At 44.6% G+C, this 18,911-nt stretch carries 16 protein-coding genes; 5 read left to right on the plus strand and 11 right to left on the minus strand.

From position 1 onward, the window contains the following. The first annotated feature begins 44 nt into the window (after positions 1–44). Positions 45–323: a DUF1289 domain-containing protein gene (locus ABXT42_RS09350; RefSeq protein ID WP_443627883.1), complete on the plus strand. Its 279-nt coding sequence runs from the start codon at positions 45–47 to the stop codon at positions 321–323. A gap of 19 nt (positions 324–342) precedes the next feature. On the opposite strand, the gene recJ is transcribed toward ABXT42_RS09350, so the two are convergent. From recJ to rpsP, 10 genes are all read right to left on the minus strand, one after another. Then, entirely contained in the window at positions 343–2,067 is a 1,725-nt protein-coding gene (gene recJ / locus ABXT42_RS09355; protein WP_443627884.1) for a single-stranded-DNA-specific exonuclease RecJ, read from the minus strand. Positions 2,068–2,077: 10 nt separating this feature from the next. Further along, the gene (gene thrC / locus ABXT42_RS09360) at positions 2,078–3,466 is read right to left on the minus strand and encodes a threonine synthase (protein ID WP_443627885.1); all 1,389 of its coding nucleotides are present in this window, start codon (positions 3,464–3,466) and stop codon (positions 2,078–2,080) included. A gap of 6 nt (positions 3,467–3,472) precedes the next feature. Beyond that, positions 3,473–4,774, minus strand: a complete 1,302-nt coding sequence (locus ABXT42_RS09365) for a homoserine dehydrogenase (protein WP_443627886.1) — start codon at positions 4,772–4,774, stop codon at positions 3,473–3,475. Between the two features lie 110 nt (positions 4,775–4,884). After that, complete coding sequence (locus tag ABXT42_RS09370) at positions 4,885–5,640, minus strand: DsbC family protein (protein WP_443627887.1); 756 nt, start codon at positions 5,638–5,640, stop codon at positions 4,885–4,887. Positions 5,641–5,649: 9 nt separating this feature from the next. Then, positions 5,650–6,543, minus strand: coding sequence for a site-specific tyrosine recombinase XerD (gene xerD / locus ABXT42_RS09375; protein WP_443627888.1), 894 nt, complete (start codon positions 6,541–6,543; stop codon positions 5,650–5,652). Between the two features lie 615 nt (positions 6,544–7,158). Beyond that, positions 7,159–10,248: an inverse autotransporter beta domain-containing protein gene (locus tag ABXT42_RS09380; RefSeq protein WP_443627889.1), complete on the minus strand. Its 3,090-nt coding sequence runs from the start codon at positions 10,246–10,248 to the stop codon at positions 7,159–7,161. Between the two features lie 344 nt (positions 10,249–10,592). Then, positions 10,593–10,955, minus strand: coding sequence for a 50S ribosomal protein L19 (gene rplS / locus ABXT42_RS09385; protein ID WP_443627890.1), 363 nt, complete (start codon positions 10,953–10,955; stop codon positions 10,593–10,595). A gap of 16 nt (positions 10,956–10,971) precedes the next feature. After that, on the minus strand, positions 10,972–11,718 hold the full coding sequence (gene trmD / locus ABXT42_RS09390) for a tRNA (guanosine(37)-N1)-methyltransferase TrmD (protein ID WP_443627891.1): 747 nt from the start codon (positions 11,716–11,718) through the stop codon (positions 10,972–10,974). Continuing rightward, entirely contained in the window at positions 11,719–12,243 is a 525-nt protein-coding gene (gene rimM / locus ABXT42_RS09395) for a ribosome maturation factor RimM (RefSeq protein WP_443627892.1), read from the minus strand. It abuts the gene before it with no gap. A gap of 51 nt (positions 12,244–12,294) precedes the next feature. Then, positions 12,295–12,546: a 30S ribosomal protein S16 gene (rpsP, locus tag ABXT42_RS09400; protein WP_443627893.1), complete on the minus strand. Its 252-nt coding sequence runs from the start codon at positions 12,544–12,546 to the stop codon at positions 12,295–12,297. Between the two features lie 374 nt (positions 12,547–12,920). Here rpsP and ABXT42_RS09405 point away from each other — a divergent pair, with 374 nt between their 5' ends. Genes ABXT42_RS09405 through doeB form a run of 3 tightly spaced genes read left to right on the plus strand, consistent with a single transcriptional unit; the run spans position 12,921 to position 16,321 of the window. Beyond that, complete coding sequence (locus ABXT42_RS09405; RefSeq protein WP_443627894.1) at positions 12,921–14,105, plus strand: cystathionine gamma-synthase family protein; 1,185 nt, start codon at positions 12,921–12,923, stop codon at positions 14,103–14,105. 24 nt (positions 14,106–14,129) lie between these two features. Further along, the gene (locus tag ABXT42_RS09410) at positions 14,130–15,308 is read left to right on the plus strand and encodes a M24 family metallopeptidase (protein WP_443627895.1); all 1,179 of its coding nucleotides are present in this window, start codon (positions 14,130–14,132) and stop codon (positions 15,306–15,308) included. 5 nt (positions 15,309–15,313) lie between these two features. Further along, positions 15,314–16,321 carry a N(2)-acetyl-L-2,4-diaminobutanoate deacetylase DoeB gene (gene doeB / locus ABXT42_RS09415; protein ID WP_443627896.1) on the plus strand — a complete coding sequence of 336 codons (1,008 nt, stop codon included), beginning with the start codon at positions 15,314–15,316 and terminating at the stop codon, positions 16,319–16,321. On the opposite strand, the gene ABXT42_RS09420 is transcribed toward doeB, so the two are convergent. Further along, positions 16,318–16,515: a hypothetical protein gene (locus ABXT42_RS09420; protein WP_443627897.1), complete on the minus strand. Its 198-nt coding sequence runs from the start codon at positions 16,513–16,515 to the stop codon at positions 16,318–16,320. The genes doeB and ABXT42_RS09420 overlap by 4 nt on opposite strands. Before the next feature lie 239 nt (positions 16,516–16,754). Between ABXT42_RS09420 and ABXT42_RS09425 the strand changes: the two genes are divergently transcribed. Beyond that, positions 16,755–18,911, plus strand: coding sequence for a glycosyltransferase (locus ABXT42_RS09425; RefSeq protein ID WP_443627898.1), 2,157 nt, complete (start codon positions 16,755–16,757; stop codon positions 18,909–18,911).

The raw sequence follows: 18,911 nt of genomic DNA on the forward strand, positions 1-18,911 counted from the left end.
CAGCAATGGGGACTTTATCTGCATAAACTGCTATATTTCGCGTTATGGAACAGTCTGAATTATTTGAAGCCCCAAGCCCGTGTATCGGCGTATGCGAAAATAGCCCAAAGGGTTATTGCAAAGGATGCATGCGTTCACGTGATGAGCGTTTTGGATGGCATGAAATGAACACAGGCGAGCAGCTTCAAGTGATGAAACTGTGTGCTAGGCGTTATCAGCGGGTTATTGAGCGCAAACAAGCAAGAGCCAATGGTGAGGTGAACCTAGAGCTGAACTTTCCAGACCCTTCAGAACCTAAGTCGCCTCAAAGTAATTTACTATAATAACGTTGCTGGCCCCAAACTACGCAACTGGGGTCATATGTTGCACCATAAGCTGCAAACTCTGGCGACCACGAAACTCATTAATATCTAATCGATATACCAAGTCTGCCTGCTCACAGGTGCTAGGCCAAACCGCTAAGTCTATGTTGAAATAAATAGCATCCACAAGCTCTCCGGTTTGAAGATCTGCCAACACCAGCTTCAAGTGTTTCTCCCCTACAATACGCTGTTGCACTAAAACAAAGCGACCGTGAAATGTAGGCTCTTCAAAACCCTGACCCCAAGGCCCTGCTTGTTGTAATAAAAAGGCCTGATTAAGCTGCAGCTCTTGCGCACTTAATTGGCCATCAGAGCGCCACTCTTTAGCTAACAAGCTATCTGGAAGATGTTCTTGGGCATAGGTGTCTAGCGCCTCTTTAAAGGCTTCAAACTTATCAGCTTTAATGCTTAAGCCCGCAGCCATGGCATGGCCACCAAACTTGATAATAAGCCCAGGATTATGGGCATCTACTGCTGCTAAAGCGTCACGCAAATGAAATCCAGCAATACTACGACAAGAGCCTTTTAAAGTATCGGCATCTCCCATAGCAAATACTAGTGCAGGCCTGTGCCACTTTTCTTTAATACGAGAGGCCACAATACCTACTACACCCTGATGCCAATCTGGGTGAAACAAGCATACGCATTTTGGTAGTTCTTGGTCTTGGCTAGATTCTAAACGCGTTAATATGTTACCCGCTTGTTGCTGCATATCTGCTTCAATATGACGCCTTTGTGCATTGAGCTCATCTAATTCATGCGCTAGTTGGGCGGCAATATGCTCATCATCACTTAACAAACATTCAATGCCCAAGCTCATATCTTCCAGCCTGCCCGCTGCGTTAAGCCTAGGCCCTATACTAAAACCAAGGTCTGTGGCTTGTAAGTTATAATGCTGGCGTTTGGCTACTGCCAATAGCGCTAATATCCCAGGCCTAGCTTTACCTGCACGAATACGTGCTACACCCTGGGCTACCAAAATGCGGTTATTGTGCTCCATAGGCACTAAGTCTGCTACCGTGCCTAAAGCCACTAAGTCTAAATATTGCGCCATGTTAGGGGCTTTTATGCGCTGCTGATCAAACCAACCTTGTGTTTGTAGCTGCCTACGCAAAGCTGACATAACATAAAAAATAACCCCAACACCTGCGGTGGACTTAAACGGAAATTCACAACCAGGTTGATTAGGATTAACAATAGCATCGGCATCGGGCAATGTTTCAGCGGCTAAGTGATGGTCTGTCACCACTACTTTTATACCTAGTTCATGAGCACGAGCAACGCCTTCGTGGCTAGCAATGCCATTGTCTACAGTAACAATTAAATCAGGCTCTATAGCTTTGGCGTAATCCACTAACGCAGTACTTAGGCCATAACCAAAATCAAACCGGTTGGGCACTAAATAGCTTACATTTTTGGCGCCCATAGCACCTAGGGCTAGCAATGCAAGGCTGGTACTGGTGGCTCCATCACAGTCAAAATCACCCACAATAAGGATGTTTGCCTGAGCTTCAAGGGCTTGCACTAGAAGCGTTACCGCAGTGTCTATGCCTTTAAGCTGATGGTAAGGAAGAAGTTTTTTGAGTTGATAATCCACTTGTGCAGGATCATTGATGCCACGGTGAGCAAGCACACGTGCAACAAGAGGGTCAAAAGCTGCGTCTAGAGCAGCATTGGATGTGCCTAAACGCAAGCGAACTGACATATATACGCTCTTAAATCTTACTGGTGATGTATTGCTGCACCACTAAAAGGTCGTTATCTAATACTTCACAACGCTCCTTTCGTTCTAGCAAATCAGCCAAGTGGTTTGGCAATTGTGGCGTAGGTTGCCCAGCCTTAATGACGGCTTCAGGAAACTTAACCGGGTGAGCTGTGGCCAATGTGACCATAGGCACATGTGGATATTGATTACACACTCGACCCGCTTCCACACCAATCGCACTGTGTGGGTCTAGTAAATAATTATGCTCTTGCGCTACTTGGCTAATCACATCACAGGTAGTGTCATCATCAACACGGTGGCTAGAAAATAGCTCTCGTGCTTTTTCCCAGCGTTGTGGCTCTAAACTATCGGCAGTGCCGTTATTTAGATCTTCTAATAACTGACTTAAAGTTGGCCCATCACAATCATATAAATCAAATAACAAGCGTTCAAAATTACTGGACACCATAATATCCATGCTAGGAGACAAGGTTTGTACTAGCCCATGCTTTTGGTATTGATTAGCACTTATGCAACGATGCAAAATATCATTTTCGTTGGTAGCCACAACAAGCTGCGCAATAGGTAAACCCATCTTTTGAGCTAAATAGCCTGCATAAATGTCACCAAAGTTACCGGTAGGTACGCTAAAGGAAACCTTGCGATGAGGCCCTCCCAAAGCCACTGCGGCATAAAAATAGTAGACAATCTGAGCCATAATACGAGCCCAGTTGATTGAATTTACCGCGCCCAGCTGTCCACCATTTAAGAAAGACTGATCTGCAAAACTTTGTTTAACCATTTGCTGACAATCATCAAAATTACCACGCACAGCAATGTTGTGAATATTATCACCGATTAAGGTAGTCATCTGGCGGCGCTGCACTTCTGACACGCGTTCATGGGGGTGCAGGATAAACATTTTCACACGCTTACTATGCTTACACCCTTCGATAGCAGCAGAGCCTGTATCGCCAGAAGTAGCACCCATAATCACTAAATGTTTGTCACGTTTAATCAGCGCGTTGTCCATTAAACGGCCCAGCAACTGCAGGGCAAAATCTTTAAAGGCTAAAGTAGGCCCATGAAATAGCTCTAACACCCATTCGTTTTTATCTAGCTGAACTAATGGCGCCACAGCCTTATGATTAAAACCCGCGTAGGTTTCATCCACCATCACTTTCAGCTCACTACTACTTACATCTGCTTCAACAAACGGCAATAAAATTTTATGGGCTAGATCGGCATAATTAAGCTTGGACCAAGATGCAATTTCTTCATGACTAAACTGAGGTAATGTTTCTGGCACATAAAGGCCACCATCACTGGCCAGGCCTGTGAGCAACACTTCTTCAAAACTAAGGCTTGGGGCCTGACCACGTGTACTGATATAACGCATAATTTTTTAGCCGCCTAAGTTTTCAACACGAATACGAGTAACTTCACCGTTCACATCTGCCAAGGCTTCAATAGCTGCGATGGCGCTGTTCATATGGCCCTCTACTACTGGGCGAGTCAAGATAATCACAGGCACTTGGGCTGACACATGAGTATGTTGGCGAATGGCTTCAATACTAATGCCTGCATCACCCAAAATTTGAGTAATTTGAGCCAAAACACCAGGCTTTTCAGACACGTTCATACGCATGTAAAAGGCAGTAACGACCTTTTCCATAGGTAAAATAGGGCTATCGGACATAGTTTCAGGTGAGAAGCCTAAAGATGGCATCCGTACCGTTTGATCTAAAGACATGTCACGTACAATATCTACCAAATCAGCTATTACAGAAGAGGCGGTAGGCTCTGCGCCAGCGCCAGCACCGTAATACATGGTGGGGCCTACTGCGTCGCCTTCTACTAAGACGGCGTTCATCACGCCATTCACATTAGCGATTAAACGTTTTTCTGGAATTAATGTTGGGTGTACACGCAGCTCTATGCCTTCTGAGGTGCGACGAGTGAGGCCTAGGTGCTTAATTCGAAAACCTAAAGATTCAGCATTAGCCACATCTTGTGCTGATATTTTGCTGATACCTTCGGTGTAACACTGGTCAAATTGCAAAGGAATACCAAAAGCAACAGAAGATAAGATAGTTAGCTTATGAGCCGCATCAATGCCTTCTACATCAAAGGTAGGATCAGCTTCGGCATAACCAAGCTCTTGTGCTTCTTGCAACACGTCGGCAAATGCACGGCCTTTGTCACGCATTTCTGTAAGAATAAAATTGCCTGTGCCATTGATGATGCCTGCTAACCAATCAATACTATTCGCAGCCAAACCTTCTCTCATCGCTTTAACGATAGGAATGCCACCTGCAATAGCCGCTTCATAAGCCACCACTACATTATGCTTGGCAGCTGCTTCAAAAATTTCATTACCATGCACTGCAATCAAAGCTTTGTTAGCTGTAACCACATGCTTACCATTTCGGATAGCGGTAAGCACCAGCTCTTTGGCAGGTTCATGACCACCAATAAGCTCTATCAAAACATCCACATTGGGGTTGTTGGCTACGGCAAAAATATCATCCGTGATGCTTGTGTCACCAGTGTCACAATTAATGTTTGGACGACGCTGTGCAATCTGTTCAACCACAATAGCGCGGCCCGTGCGGCGGGTGATTTCCTTGCTATTACGTCCTAAAACGTTAAACGTACCGCCACCCACGGTGCCAAATCCACAAATACCAACTCTTACCGGTTTCAAGGTAAACCCCATTGCGAAAAAATTCGCATATCAATTAATGTATAAAACAAGGCGCATATTGTAGCCTAACAGGCTTTGCCTGTCAGCTTATAAGCAGAACGAAAACGCTGTTAAAGAATGCCTAAGCGCTTAGCCATTTCTTCTGCTGGCACATAACCAGGCATAAGTTGGCCAGAATCTAACACTATGGCTGGAGTGCCAGTAACGCCTATGACCTCACCCAGTGCATAATGCGCAGCCACAGGGTTATCACACAGTTCAGGGGAGTCTTGAGGGCTTTGTTTATTGTGCGAACGAAGCTTGGCCTGTGTTAAAAATTCATTAGGATTTTGTGCACACCAAGAGTCTACCAATACCTGGTAGCTAGACGATTGTAGGCCTGCGCGAGGAAAGGCTAGGTACCTCACTTCGATACCATAACCATTTAGCTGATCCATTTCTGCATGTAGCTTTTGGCAATAAAAACAGTCGACGTCAGTGAATATAGTAATACTGGCCTTTTTTTCACCTTTAGCAGGAAACACCCATGCTTTTTGAGCTGCGTCACTTTGCATAGCGATAAGCGTCTTTTTTAAACTACTGGCTTGGGTTAAATTAACTAGCCTTGCACCAATAGGGTTTTGAAACATAGAGCCTGCAAAGAAAAAAGTACCATCTTCATGCATATAGATTTGATCACCTGTGTTAAGCACGATGTCATACATGCCTTCCATCGGTGTGGGCTCAATACTTAAGGCCTTTATGTCTGGATTTATTCTTGCCAAACCAGCCTCTAACTTGGTGTAATCTGCAGCTAACGCAATAGATGCGAAAAAAGACAATGAAAAAATTAATCTGGTGGCCGTTTTAATAGTCAGTAAACGCATAATAAGAGTCTAGCCTCTGGGATGGTGTTGTGAATGTAAATTTTGTAATCGCTGCGTAGCCACATGAGTATATATCTGTGTGGTTGATAAATCACTATGGCCTAAGAGTATTTGAATCACCCGTAAATCGGCACCATGATTTAATAAATGTGTGGCAAAAGCATGCCTTATTACATGGGGAGAGAGCGGCTTTTGAATTTGAGCGGCAACACCATGTTGTTTTATGCGGTGCCAAAAAGTTTGCCGAGTCATATGTTGGCCCCTATTACTAGGGAATAGCACGCCGCTTGCCATGGCTTTTAATAACTGCGGCCTTGCTTGCTTAATATATTTTTGCAGCCAGTCTTGGGCCACCTCTCCAATAGGCACTAATCGCTCTTTAGATCCTTTACCAAAGACTTTTACCACACCAGAGGCCAGATTGAGCTGGCTCATATCCAGCTCACACAGCTCACTTACTCGCAATCCGCAGGCATATAAAAGCTCAAGCATTGCCCTGTCTCGAAGGCCAATGTTTGTGGTGATATTGGGAGCCGCCAATAAAGCTTCAACATCTGCTTCTGTGAGTGATTTAGGAATGGGGCGCCCTTGCTTGGGCGCATCAATCAATGACGCAGGGTTAGCCTGTAAATGATTTTCACGCACCATGTATTGGTAAAAGCCTTTAATGCTAGACAAGTGTCTAGCTAAAGAGCGCGGCTTAATACCTTCTTTAGAGCGCTGCGCCAAAAAGCTCATCAAATCATTTGCTTGCGTTGCCACCAAAGTTAGATTACGCAGTTTAAGATATTCATGCAGCTGGTGCAGGTCTGTGTTGTAACTTACAAGGGTATTTTTACTCAAGCCTTTTTCTAGCCATAGTGAGTCTGTGTAGTATTTGATAAATTGAATATCATTACTCATTAATCAGCTAACACCTTGGATTATTATTTGAGGCAAAGGTTCTGCAGCAGCGCCTGCATTGCTAAGAGTATAGTATGTAAAAGAAGTATTGTATCTAAGTGCGCGAAGCCCTTTTAGAATCTGTTATCAAGTTTAGCCAAAAAACGCGTGTATCGCATTTATCGTAAGCTTAAACTCAACTTACGTATAAAACCTAGGAAACGTCTTGTAAGGGAAAAGTGAGAAGCTTGATCAGTCACAATATTAATTAATCAATGTTAGTCGATGGGCTTATGCCTGGCCAGCTCGCTAATGAAAAAAACTACAGGCTATTTAACGTGTGGAGTGTAAGTGGTTGAACCATTACTTGTTTTATAAGATTTAAAATGTCCAAAATCGCCCACACAATAACTTTGGATCTACACTAACCCGCGTCAAAATATGGTTTAAGCGGGATTACAGCAACGATAAGTTGGCCCCTGCCTAAATCTCTACGTTTAACCTAGGTTCTTAATGGGATATTATATCCTTCGTTAAAGCTCTTAATTCCTTGTTATGTCATTAAAAAGCCACCCAAGCTAGCTTGGGTGGTGAATACCCAGCCACTGGGCTGGGTCAAAGTGCCAAAGTGTCAAATTAATCCTTTAGGCAGCGAACACTAGACCCAGACGCCTTTTCGTCGGTACTGCGGAGAATCCTGGCTTCATAACGGTACAGTTGGCGTCTGTAGGCACCACCACCTGACTCCGAACTACTCCACAAGGACGTGGTGCTTCCACGACCGAAGTTTAAGTCTCCCGTTAACTTAGCCTCGAAGCCACTAGTACCACCTACCTTTAGTTGTGTGCCTTGGTTGGTACCACGCGAGCCCGTCCTATCTTGCCAAGCCGTAGACATACCTAAATGACCTTCTAAGACTTTCCAGTCACTATCAGATGGTAACCTCCAACCACTAGGACAAACATTCATTGCTGCATCCCAAGTGTAGAGATAACCGTCTGATGAGTCAGTCCGATAATCCGTATCTAGCGTATTATTTAAAGTGGGTACGAATGAAACATTAGACGCACTCCACTTTTGCGTGCCTAAAAGGATAAAATTAGTCACATCAATGGTGATGTTAGCACTTTGTGAGTCCGTGTCAGCCTTGGTGATCTCCACTGTAAGCGTGTAGCTAGGCGTGGTTTCAAAATCAAACTCGCCACTATCAGCCACGGTAATTTGTCCAGAGTCACTAATGGCGAAGGCGTCATTGGTATTGCCACTGGTAATGCTAAAGCCTGAGGGGCTACCTGTGGTCTCTAGCATTGCACCGACATTAGCACCATTGGGTGAATTGACATCAATTTCAAGCATTTGAGCGCTGATGCCGATTGCACTGCCTTCATTCACGTTGGTCACGTTGAGGGTGATGTTAGCACTTTGTGAAGTCGTGTCAGCCTTGGTGATCTCCACTGCAAGCGTGTAGCTAGTGGTGGTTTCAAAATCAAGTTGGCCACTATCAGCCACGGTAATTTGTCCAGAGTCACTAATGGCAAAGGCGTCATTGGTATTGCCACTGGTAATGCTAAAGCTTGTGGGGCCACCTGTGGTCTCTAGCACTGCACCCACATTAGCACCGTTGGCTGAGTTTTCAGCAATAGAGCGGCTTTGCGCGCTGATGCCAATTATCTTAATTGCATCTACCAAGGCTTGGATTTGTACAGTCGTGCTCGCCACTTTATTCGCCACCGCTGAATTAACTGCAGCAAGATTGTCTACCGTAACACCTGTAACATCAGCTTCATTATAGTGCTTTAGCGAGGGCGCGATACCTGTGCCATCGTAAGCCTTAATAATAGCGATAGCTAAATCACCTCTAAAACTTCCCTCTCCAGCACTTGAAATAATATTTCCTGAAGTTGTGCCATTAGTAATATTATTATCACCAGAATTAGTGACGAAGTTATGAATTGCTGTAGCAATATCAACCACTTCTGTTCCTGAATTACGTCCTTCAATGGTTCCAACAGCAGACCCATCAGAACCCTGCAGGTCTGCTAGGAGTGCCGCCATAGTATCCGTTGGGTTATCATCGCCAGAGTTTTCACCCATCTGTGATATTGCAGCAAGTATAGTAGCGAACTTACCAGCGCCATCATTTGTCGCTATGGCGGTGTTTATATCAGTGGGAATGGCGCTGGTAATATTAATAGAACCAAGACCAAATGCAGTCGCCACTTCAGCATTTATAGCTGCAATGTTGCTAGCTAAGGCAGTGCCTGCGTTAGTATCTGCCATTTGATAAGCTATTTCAGACAAGGGTGTTGCCACCATAGTTACGCCACCGGTGCCTGAGTATCTTATTGCTGCACGAATCTTTGGTGCAACAACACTGTCGCCAGTTGCTTCGTCCGTATACTCACCACCAGTACATTCTGAATAAACCAATCCGCTTGGTAACACTACATTAGACAGGGAAACCAAGCCATCAGGCCCTGTTAATCCTGAACCATTGCCAATAGGGGTGCCTGCGGCATTGAATAAAATGCATGTTGCACCAACGGTCGCAGCATTGAAGTCACCAAGTACCACGCTAACGCCATTTAAAAGCTTTTCAACACGAATCTTGTTAGATCTTTCAGCATAATTTAAATCCGTTAAGCTAATTCCACCTGAATCTTCGAATGCTTTGTCTGCTACTTTAAGGCGAGCTGATGTCGGATTAGCGCTATAGGGTAACTGTACTCTTAAAGTTGCATAAGCAGTGCGATTGGCCGTGTTAGAGTTTTCAGAGCCCACTTCAAGGGTGGTGGAAGCGTTAATATCAGCTTCAATGCCCAAGCGAGTACCTTTAATGTCTTCACCTGTGACGGCATCCCAATAGTATTGAGTGCCTTTGATTCTTGCCCACGGTAAGTAAGGCATTTGGCCCGTTAGCCTGATGTCATACCCTGCGAGGGGCTCTTCGGTATAATCTCCTATCACCACCTTGCTAGATAGCGGGTGATATTTATTAGCATTGGCACTAAAGTTAGCTCTTTGATACTCCAAACCAAGGGAGGCCCGGCTGTGCTTAGATTCCGTTTCATAATCGGTGAAAAGGTTGATACCTGCAATAGCCTGTCCACCTTCTAGCAAGTAACGCTGACCAATGCCTAAGTTAATAGTGACGCGGCGCTCACCATGGTTTTCACCTGAACTAATTTGGGCTTGAGTAAAGATCAATTGAGTCGATGTGTCTGTGAGATCGCTTAAAGGCTGAATGGTTTTAATGCTGAATTGTGGGTTTTTTGTTTCCAACTGGCGCAGTGAAACCTGCGTTTTACCATGACCTTTGCTATTTACTACTTCATTCGCTTTTTGATTAATTAAATCTTCAGTTTTGTTAATTGCCGTTTGTGTTAAAGAGCTAGATACCTTATCTCTTAGCTCATTAATCTGAGCCCCATCAAGGGCCGATCGAACGTTTGAAAAAGCACTGGAAGATAAAGCAGAATGTGCACTTTTTTGACCGCTGGCTTGGGCGGCTGACTTTTGCTCTTGGTCAAGACCAAGCTCACGGCCAGGGTTCATGGATGTTTTATTTTTCACATCTTTCGTATCACCAGCAGGCGTAGCGCAAGCAGAGAGAATTAGAGTTAAGAATACTAAGGAGCCAAAAAATTTCGCTTTTTTAATTACACTAAAATGCTGAATATGTACCAAAGTGCGCTCAATAATTATAACCCAAACCGTCCAACTCATGCTTAATCCTTGACTAATATAACATGTGATAAAATATCACAATATAATTCTATTACAAGGAAATTTTATAATTTAATATTATCATATTAATAATTTAATATTAGATTATAAAAATAAAACATATGACAATAAAAATGTAATATGTTTTATTTCAAAGACGATAAATCAACGGTTTTAGGTACAAGGGTTTCTGGGTGGGGGTAACGTTATCCTATATAAAAGCAACCTAAAGTCTTTTATCGCCTTTGGAGACTTTAAATGTTGATAAGCTTTTTAGAATTATTTTAAGCCAAAAAAAACCGCACCTAACGCTAAGTTAAGGGCGGTTTTTTATTGATTTAAGCTTAACGCTTACCCAATTTTTCCTTAATACGTGCTGCCTTACCAGACAAGTCGCGCAAGTAGTACAACTTAGCTTGACGCACGTCACCACGGCGCTTAACAGAAATACTGTCAACCTGGTGGCTATAAGTTTGGAAAGTACGCTCAACGCCCACACCGTGAGAAATTTTACGTACTGTAAAGGCAGAGTTTAGTCCACGGCTACGGATGCCGATAACTACACCTTCGTAAGCCTGTAGACGCTCACGAGTACCTTCTTTTACCTTCACTTGAACCACAACGGTATCGCCGGGGCCAAATTCTGGCATTTCTTTGTTCATTTGTTCAGCTTCGATACGCTGAATTATCAAGTTTTTGCTGCTCATGGCACGCTCCTGTTCTTCACTCTTGGGACTGACCCATTAAGCGAATAAATTCTGCTAAAGATTGCTCTTGTTCCTTTGTCAGTGTTATCTGTTCTAGTAAATCAGGCCGCCGCTGCCAGGTTCTACCTAGCTGCTGCTGCATACGCCAGCGGGCAATAGCTGCATGATCCCCACTTAACAGTACTTTGGGTACTGGTATACCTGCAACCATTTCTGGGCGGGTATAGTGAGGGCAATCCAACAAGCCCTGAGCAAACGAATCTTCTTGCGCCGATTCTGCATGCCCTAATACTCCAGGTAACAAACGTGAAACTGCATCGATAAAGGTCATGGCTGCAAGTTCACCGCCACTTAATACAAAGTCTCCAAGAGACCACTCTTCATCTATGTCGGCACCAATTAGGCGTTCATCAATTCCTTCGTAACGCCCTGCTACCAATACCAAGCTCTCCTGCTTGGCCAGCTCTACTACACCAGCTTGGTCTAACCTACGCCCTTGGGGTGATAAATAAATCACCTTAGGCTGGCCTAATTCGGCTTTTGCTTGGCCGATGGCATCTCGTAAAGGTTGTACCTTCATCAACATGCCAGGCCCGCCACCGTATGGCCGGTCATCCACTGTGCGATGCTTGTCCTGAGTAAAGTCGCGTGGGTTATACCCTGTAACTTGCAGCAAACCTTGCTGCGTTGCTCTTCCTACCACACCAAAATCTGTTAAAGATTTGAGCATTTCTGGAAATAGCGTTACTACACCTACTTTCACCTAAAACTCCGGATCCCAATCGACCCGAATAACACCTCCAAGGAGGTCAATCTTTGTAATCACTTGATCTGGCAAATAAGGTATTAGACGCTCGTTACGATCAATACTTTCTTCGTTGCCTTTTACTACTAGCACATCATTAGAGCCAGTGGCGATCAGGTGGTCGACCTTGCCGAGTTTTACCCCTGCAACAGTCTCTACGTTCAGCCCAGTCAGTTGTTGCCAATAATAATCACCGTCTTCTAAATCTGGCAATATGGCACGATCTACCGAAATATCTAATCCGCAAAATTCGCGGGCTTGATCACGGCCTTCACAACCTTCTAGTAATGCTATTAATCCTTTGCCGTGGGTCTTACCCTGGGTAACTTTCAGTTCTTGCCAAACACCGTCGATACAGGTTTGCCAAGGTTGATAGTCAAAGATGTTTTGCATTGGTTCGGTGCTTGAAAACACTTTTACCCAGCCCTTCACTCCGTAAACGGTAGTGATACGACCCAGCTTTACGCGTTGGTCTAGAGCCATGATCCACAATCCTTACAACAATGAGTTAACAACAAAATGCTTAGTTAGCTGTTATACAGCTACTTTGCGGGCCGCTTTAATCAGTCCAGCAACACGTACAGTTGGTTGAGCACCTTGGCTCATCCAAAAGTCTACGCGCTGCATGTCAATCCGAGTTACTTCTTCTTGGCCACGAGCAACTGGGTTATGAAAACCCACACGCTCAATAAAGCGACCGTCACGCGGATTGCGCTGATCAGCTACAGTTAAATGATAGAAAGGGCGCTTTTTAGAGCCCCCACGAGCTAAACGAATGATTACCATTGCGTTAGATCCCTTTACGTCGTGTAAGTTTTGAAATCACTTACTATTCATCAATGCAACGCGCCATAATTGGCGACATCACGGAAATGGGCATTACCCCAGCTGAATTAATAGCATGTCAAACATGCCTAAATCAGGGCGGGTATTGTACGTCAAACTACACACTAGTACAAACTTATCCTTATCTATATTCTGCAACCAATTAAGGCTTTAAAACGCCTTGTAGCTAGTCTCTTTTTTGTAATTGATTTACAGCCTTTTGTGGAGTATCTTCGCAATATCAAGATAAAGGCTTTTAAAGCGCTGCCTTGACATAGGAATAGGCGAGCATTAGCTCATCTATTTTATTTAGACGCAGCCAGTTAGGAGTATTTATGCGCACAAATATCGGCAAATCCACCCAAAGCATCTGGGGCGGAGAACAAGAACACGAGCTTTATGAACGCTCAACTCAAGTCCCTGTAGTGCATAGCGTGTCTTTTGCATATAAAGACATCGATACATGGCACAAAGTCGCTCTAGGCGAAGAGCCTGGACACATTTACTCTCGCAACACCAACCCCACCGTGCGCGCCTTTGAAGACAAAGTTAAAGTATTAGAAGGCGCACAAGCTGCTACCAGCTTCTCTTCTGGCATGGCAGCTATTAGTAATACTTTGGCCACTTTCCTTAAACCTGGTGATCGCGTTGTGTCCATTAAAGACAGCTATGGCGGCACTAATGTTATTTTTAACGAGTTTTTGCCTCCCTTAGGTATTGAAGTGGCTCTGTGCGCAACAGGAGATTATGAGGAATTAGAAACCCAGATCGATAAAGGCTGCACGTTGCTGTATCTGGAAACACCAACGAACCCCACTATTAAAATTGTGGATATTAAGCGCTTATCTGCCAAAGCTCACAGTGTGGGTGCACTAGTGGTAGTAGACAACACTTTTGCCACGCCTATAAATCAGTTGCCGCTAGAGCTTGGTGCTGACATTGTCTTGCACTCAGCGTCTAAGTATCTTGGTGGCCACGCTGACGCATTAGGTGGTGTCATCTGTGCCTCTAAAGAGTTAGTTCAACAGGTGTATCATTACCGAGAAATAAACGGTGCTACTTTGGCCCCTATGGATGCCTATAGCTTGCTGCGCGGTATGAAAACTCTAAAGTTACGCGTGGAACGCCAAAACGACAACGCTATGGCAGTAGCTCGTTACCTAGAAAGCCACCCCATGGTAGAACAAGTCAACTACCCTGGCCTTGAATCCCATGCTGGCCATGACATAGCCAAACAACAGATGTCTGGTTTTGGCGGCATGCTAAGCTTTTCTGTGCATGGTGGCCTAGATGCCATTAAGAAATTTTTACCACGCCTTAATTACGCTCACATGGCCGCAAATTTAGGCTGTGTTGAAACCGTAGTAGGCCCTCCTGTAACCACTTCGCATGTAGAGTGCACCGCACAAGAACGCGCGGCAGCTGGCATACCCGAAGGCCTAGTACGCTATTCTACCGGCATTGAAGATATTGAAGACCTGATCAATGATTTAGAGCAAGCGCTTAGTGTATTAAAGTAAGTTCCATTAAATGGAGGCTATCAAATGAAACCTATAAAAAGACGCTTTGAAGCCAGCGAATATCTATCTCGTCAAGCCAAAACACGCACTGCCATGGAGGCGGCCAATGTTGAATTGCTTATCATTTATGACCCTGCCAACATGTATTGGCTCTCAGGTTATGATGGCTGGTCATTTTATGTGCACCAATGTGTAGTCATAGGCAGCGATGGCACACTATTTTGGTATGGCCGAGGCATTGATGCCAAAGGTGCAGAGCTCACAACTGACCTAAAACTTGATAATATCCTTATCTACCCTGATGATTATGTAATGACGCCAGAGCGCCACCCCATGGAGTTTTTAGCTACAATATTACAAAAAAAGGGTTTAGATAAATGTACTATTGGTCTAGAAAAAGATAATTACTACTTTTCTGCACGAGCTGCTGAATCACTGTATGCCACTTTGCCAAACGCTCAATTTAGCGACCAAACTGGCCTAGTAAACTGGCAGCGGGCAGTAAAATCACCTACTGAAATTATTTACATGCAACGCGCTGGAAAAGTAATTGAAGGCGTTTACGAGCGCATTATGCAAGTGGCGCACGCAGGCATGCGCAAAAATGACCTAGTGGCAGAAATCTTGCACGCCAGCGCCCAAGGTAAGGGTGGGCACTATGGTGATTACCCCTCTATTGTGCCGCTGATTGGCGCAGGTGATGAAGCTGCGGCTTGCCATATGACATGGGACGATCAGCCTTTGAGCTTGGATGATGGCATGTTTTTGGAGCTTGCAGGCGCCCACAATAGATACCATTGCCCATGCTCTAGGACCTTGTTTTTAGGCACCCCTACACAAAAATACCTAGACATTGAAAAGATCATCAACGAATGTATTTTTAATGCCTTACAACTATTTAAGCCTGGCATTGCCTGTTCTGAAATTGCCCAAAATTTTACAGCCACTCTTAAGCGCCATGGCTACGAAAAAAATAACCGCGTAGGCTATCCTATTGGCCTGAGTTACCCACCCGACTGGGGTGAGCGCACCATGAGCCTAAGAGCCAATGACCTCACCTTGCTAGAGGAAAATATGACATTTCATTTTATGCCCGCCATCTGGTTTGACGATTGGGGGTTTGAGATGACTGAAAGTGTTCGTGTCACCCCTAATGGTGGGGAGTGCTTATCTAATGTGCCTCGACAACTGTTGGTGAAGTAACTGCTATGAAAAACAACCCTATCAGCGCCACAATTGACTTCGAAGAAGACGGTATTCAGCATGGGTTCCTTAAAGTGCCCTACTCCAGCAACCTATCTGCATGGGGATCAGTGATGATTCCTATCACTCAAATTAAACGTGGTGATGGCCCTACCGCTCTGCTATCTGGTGGTAATCATGGTGACGAATATGAGGGGCCCACTGCCCTATTTGATTTAGCTAATCAACTATCCATAGAACGGGTTAATGGGCGTATTATTATCATTCCAGCTATGAATCATCCTGCTTTTGTTGCCGCCGATCGGGTTTCACCCATCGATAACGTTAACCTTAACCGCACCTTTCCTGGTAATCCACAAGGCACCGTTACACAAGTTATTGCCGACTATTTTAGCCGCACCTTAGTGCCCATAGCAGACATAGTATTGGACATCCATTCCGGCGGGAAAACTTTGGACTGCTTACCCTTTGCAGCTTCTCATGTACTTGAAGACAAAGCGCTAGAGGCTCGCTGTGAAGCCGCCGCAAAAGCCTTTGGCGCACCTTTCTTGCTGAAAATGCTAGAGCTAGATGCAGACGCCATGTACGACACTCAAGTTGAATCTATGGGCAAAACCTTCGTGACGACAGAGCTTGGTGGTGGTGGCACTAGCACGCCCAATACCATGGCGGTGGCTCACAATGGTGTGCACAATTTACTTGTGCATGCTGGCATACTTAGCGCTAAGCTGAAACCCAACACCACGCCCACCATACATCTAAGCATGCCAGACAACAGCTCATTCATTTGTTGTTACCATGAAGGTTTAGTAGAGCCTTGTGTGGGGCTAGGTGATAAGGTAAAAACTGGTGATTTAGTGGCCAAAATTCATAACATCCAGCGTACTGGCTGCGATCCAGCACTCTATTATGCAAAACGTGATGGGATGGTATGTATAAAACATGCCCCATCACTTATCAGTATGGGTGATAATTTATTTGTGATTGCGCAGATTGAAGACCCCACCAATTAAGGCAAGTCTTGTTTTTTCCGAATGGTGGTTGTTTCAACCACATCTTCTAACAATCGAGCTTCTAGCTCAGCTGCAGACATGTAATCTAAATCCCAATGATTACAAATATCATTTCTAAAACGTGTGTGATTTTTTTGAGTAGATTTTGACTTCTTACGGTCAAAGTAGTTTAGCAATTTCTGACTAATGCTCATGGCATTGATACCCCAACCATTGACTGGTTTTTTTACTAACAATAGTTAATTGGTTTTAGCTTACTTAACGACTCATTTAAAGACGTATGTTGAAATAAATACCTACCTTTACACAACCATACAAAAAAACAATACTATACAAAAATTATCGGTGTACAAGTATTTACTTGTACAGTATCATTTTTTGTATAACTATTTTTTGGCAGTGATCGCTCCATTGCCTGTGTGGCACATCGACTATGCAACAACGTAAAATTGACTCTAAGCTTACTGATATCGCACAAAAGTCTGTGTCTAACATGGGCAGCATTTTGATTGGAGAGCTAAATGAATCTGTAGCAAACGTAGATTTTGAAGGCATGCTAAGCCGATCTTCTGCCCTATCTAGATTTGCCAAAAATAACACCCGTAGTCATCTTTTAATGAATGATTTAAAGACTATGGCCCAAGGTAGCCCTCTTGGCAGCATGGCAGCGATTGAAGCTGCCTCACAAATGCATCATGAAGGCGCAACCAAGCTACTAATTGAATGCCTTTCACAAAAAAACCCCAGCGTGCGCCGCCAAGCCACATATAAATTAGCTAATCGACTGCCTGATATCAGTGCGCTACCTTTGCTACTTCAGCAACTATACTCTGGCGGCATTGACACAATGCATGCTCACCACACCTTGGAACAATGGTCATATTCAGCGCCTAAGTTAATCGCTAAATGTGTGAGCAATGCCTTACTGACTAACGGTGAGACGCTAATAAGGTCAAGGTTAGTGGATCTTTTAGGCGCTTTGAATGGGGATGAAGTTACACAAACTCTCGCTCACATAGCTGTGGATACTCAAGAATCTTCCCCTGTTCGCATCGCTGCTATTAGCGCATTTAGTGGTCGTAGTGATTTTTTTACACAGTCATTTAAGCCAGTATTGCATCAACTTGCAAAGCAAAGTAATGAGATAGGTGCTTATGCGACGTTAGCCATTCATGACCAAGCCATGGAGCAGCCCACGCAAAGCATCAGCCTTGATGGCGGCCTGCGCATGTGTCAATTAGTGCTTGCACAGGTTGATAAATCTTTAAGCTTTGGTGGTTGTGGTGAAACGGGAGGCGTAGCTAGCTTGCTTGTGTCACTTGGTGATGCCTTAGCACGTCAAAAAGATATTGACCAAGTGCTTACCATAGGGCTGGGCAGCGCTGAAGACGCCATAAACGCCCTTAACGTGCCTAAAAACACCCCTCAACCCTTTCACATTGTTAGTGCTGGAGATACCTTGCGCCCTATGCATAGCACCAATGCTTGGGAGCATTTACCTGTACTTAAGCGCAGCATTAAACGCTGTTTAGGTCATTTTGGTGGCGTGGATTTAATTCATTTACGCATGTTAGATGCAGGCACGTTTGCAGGGGCTAGCGTTGCCAATGCATTAGATATTCCCGTATGCTTTAGTTTCGCACCAGACCCACAAAATACTGTACAGTCTATGCGCACTGGCAAACAGTTAACCCAAGATGATTTTCTCAGCGCTGATGCTCAAAGCAACCTATGGTTTCGAGCGCGCATGTTAGAAAAAATGGCTCGTACGTCAAGCCATGTAGCGTTATTTCCTCAGAAAAAATGCGCCTTATTACTACAAGATATCCGTAAAGATCTTAACCACCAAACACAGCAATCAGTCACCATAGCAGAGGGTATTGATATTAGACTGATTCGTGAAGCAGCGTTGAGTTATTCACACCTAAAGCACCACGCAGCTCATGGCGTCATTGCCCAATTAGAAGAGAAAATTTGCGCCACTAGGCGCCATTTACCCCTGTTGCTGAGTGTGGGCCGCTTTCATCCTATTAAAGGTATGGCGCGCATTGTCACTGCATGGGCTGCAAACCCATTGCTCCACAATACCTGTAACTTAGTATTGGTGGGAGGCAATTTAAATAACCCATCCACTGTAGAAACTTCTGTCATACAAGCCATTGACGCGACAGTGCCTCTTAATGACCCGCGCAGAGCAGGTTTGATTATGCTCGGCGGTCGCCCAAGGGCTGAGACTGCCCAGCTGATGGTGGCCACTATGATGGGCCGGTCTGGCTATTGGGCTGATGGTGGCATTTATGTGGATGGCGCGCCTAAAGAAGAGTTTGGTTTGGCTTTGATAGAAGCACTAGCCACAGGATTAGTGGTGGTAGCTCCAAGCACTGGCGGGCCTTCTACCTTTGTAGATCATGGCGACACTGGCATTCTTGTGGATCCAGACCATAACTTTGGAAGTTCTATTATTCAAGGGTTTTCACTAGTAGGGCGTGCAGGTAGAATTCGCAAAGCACAAACCATGGTTGAACAACGCTACGCTATAGATACCATGGCAGAAAAACTCACTTCGCTGTACATAACGGTTAAAGATTAA

It is taken from the genome of Candidatus Njordibacter sp. Uisw_002, from assembly GCF_047730155.1.
In the GTDB taxonomy this organism is placed as follows: Bacteria; Pseudomonadota; Gammaproteobacteria; order Pseudomonadales; family Balneatricaceae; genus Njordibacter.

Bases quoted from the DNA above. Each gene is read 5' to 3' on its own strand.
- rimM (WP_443627892.1), bottom strand. From the start codon at position 12,243: ATGGCTCTAGACCAACGCGTAAAGCTGGGTCGTATCACTACCGTTTAC.
- ABXT42_RS09380 (WP_443627889.1), bottom strand. From the start codon at position 10,248: ATGAGTTGGACGGTTTGGGTTATAATTATTGAGCGCACTTTGGTACAT.
- ABXT42_RS09410 (WP_443627895.1), top strand. From the start codon at position 14,130: ATGAAACCTATAAAAAGACGCTTTGAAGCCAGCGAATATCTATCTCGT.
- recJ (WP_443627884.1), bottom strand. From the start codon at position 2,067: ATGTCAGTTCGCTTGCGTTTAGGCACATCCAATGCTGCTCTAGACGCA.
- ABXT42_RS09370 (WP_443627887.1), bottom strand. From the start codon at position 5,640: ATGCGTTTACTGACTATTAAAACGGCCACCAGATTAATTTTTTCATTG.
- ABXT42_RS09425 (WP_443627898.1), top strand. From the start codon at position 16,755: ATGCAACAACGTAAAATTGACTCTAAGCTTACTGATATCGCACAAAAG.
- ABXT42_RS09420 (WP_443627897.1), bottom strand. From the start codon at position 16,515: ATGAGCATTAGTCAGAAATTGCTAAACTACTTTGACCGTAAGAAGTCA.
- rpsP (WP_443627893.1), bottom strand. From the start codon at position 12,546: ATGGTAATCATTCGTTTAGCTCGTGGGGGCTCTAAAAAGCGCCCTTTC.
- ABXT42_RS09350 (WP_443627883.1), top strand. From the start codon at position 45: ATGGAACAGTCTGAATTATTTGAAGCCCCAAGCCCGTGTATCGGCGTA.
- xerD (WP_443627888.1), bottom strand. From the start codon at position 6,543: ATGAGTAATGATATTCAATTTATCAAATACTACACAGACTCACTATGG.
- thrC (WP_443627885.1), bottom strand. From the start codon at position 3,466: ATGCGTTATATCAGTACACGTGGTCAGGCCCCAAGCCTTAGTTTTGAA.
- doeB (WP_443627896.1), top strand. From the start codon at position 15,314: ATGAAAAACAACCCTATCAGCGCCACAATTGACTTCGAAGAAGACGGT.
- rplS (WP_443627890.1), bottom strand. From the start codon at position 10,955: ATGAGCAGCAAAAACTTGATAATTCAGCGTATCGAAGCTGAACAAATG.
- ABXT42_RS09405 (WP_443627894.1), top strand. From the start codon at position 12,921: ATGCGCACAAATATCGGCAAATCCACCCAAAGCATCTGGGGCGGAGAA.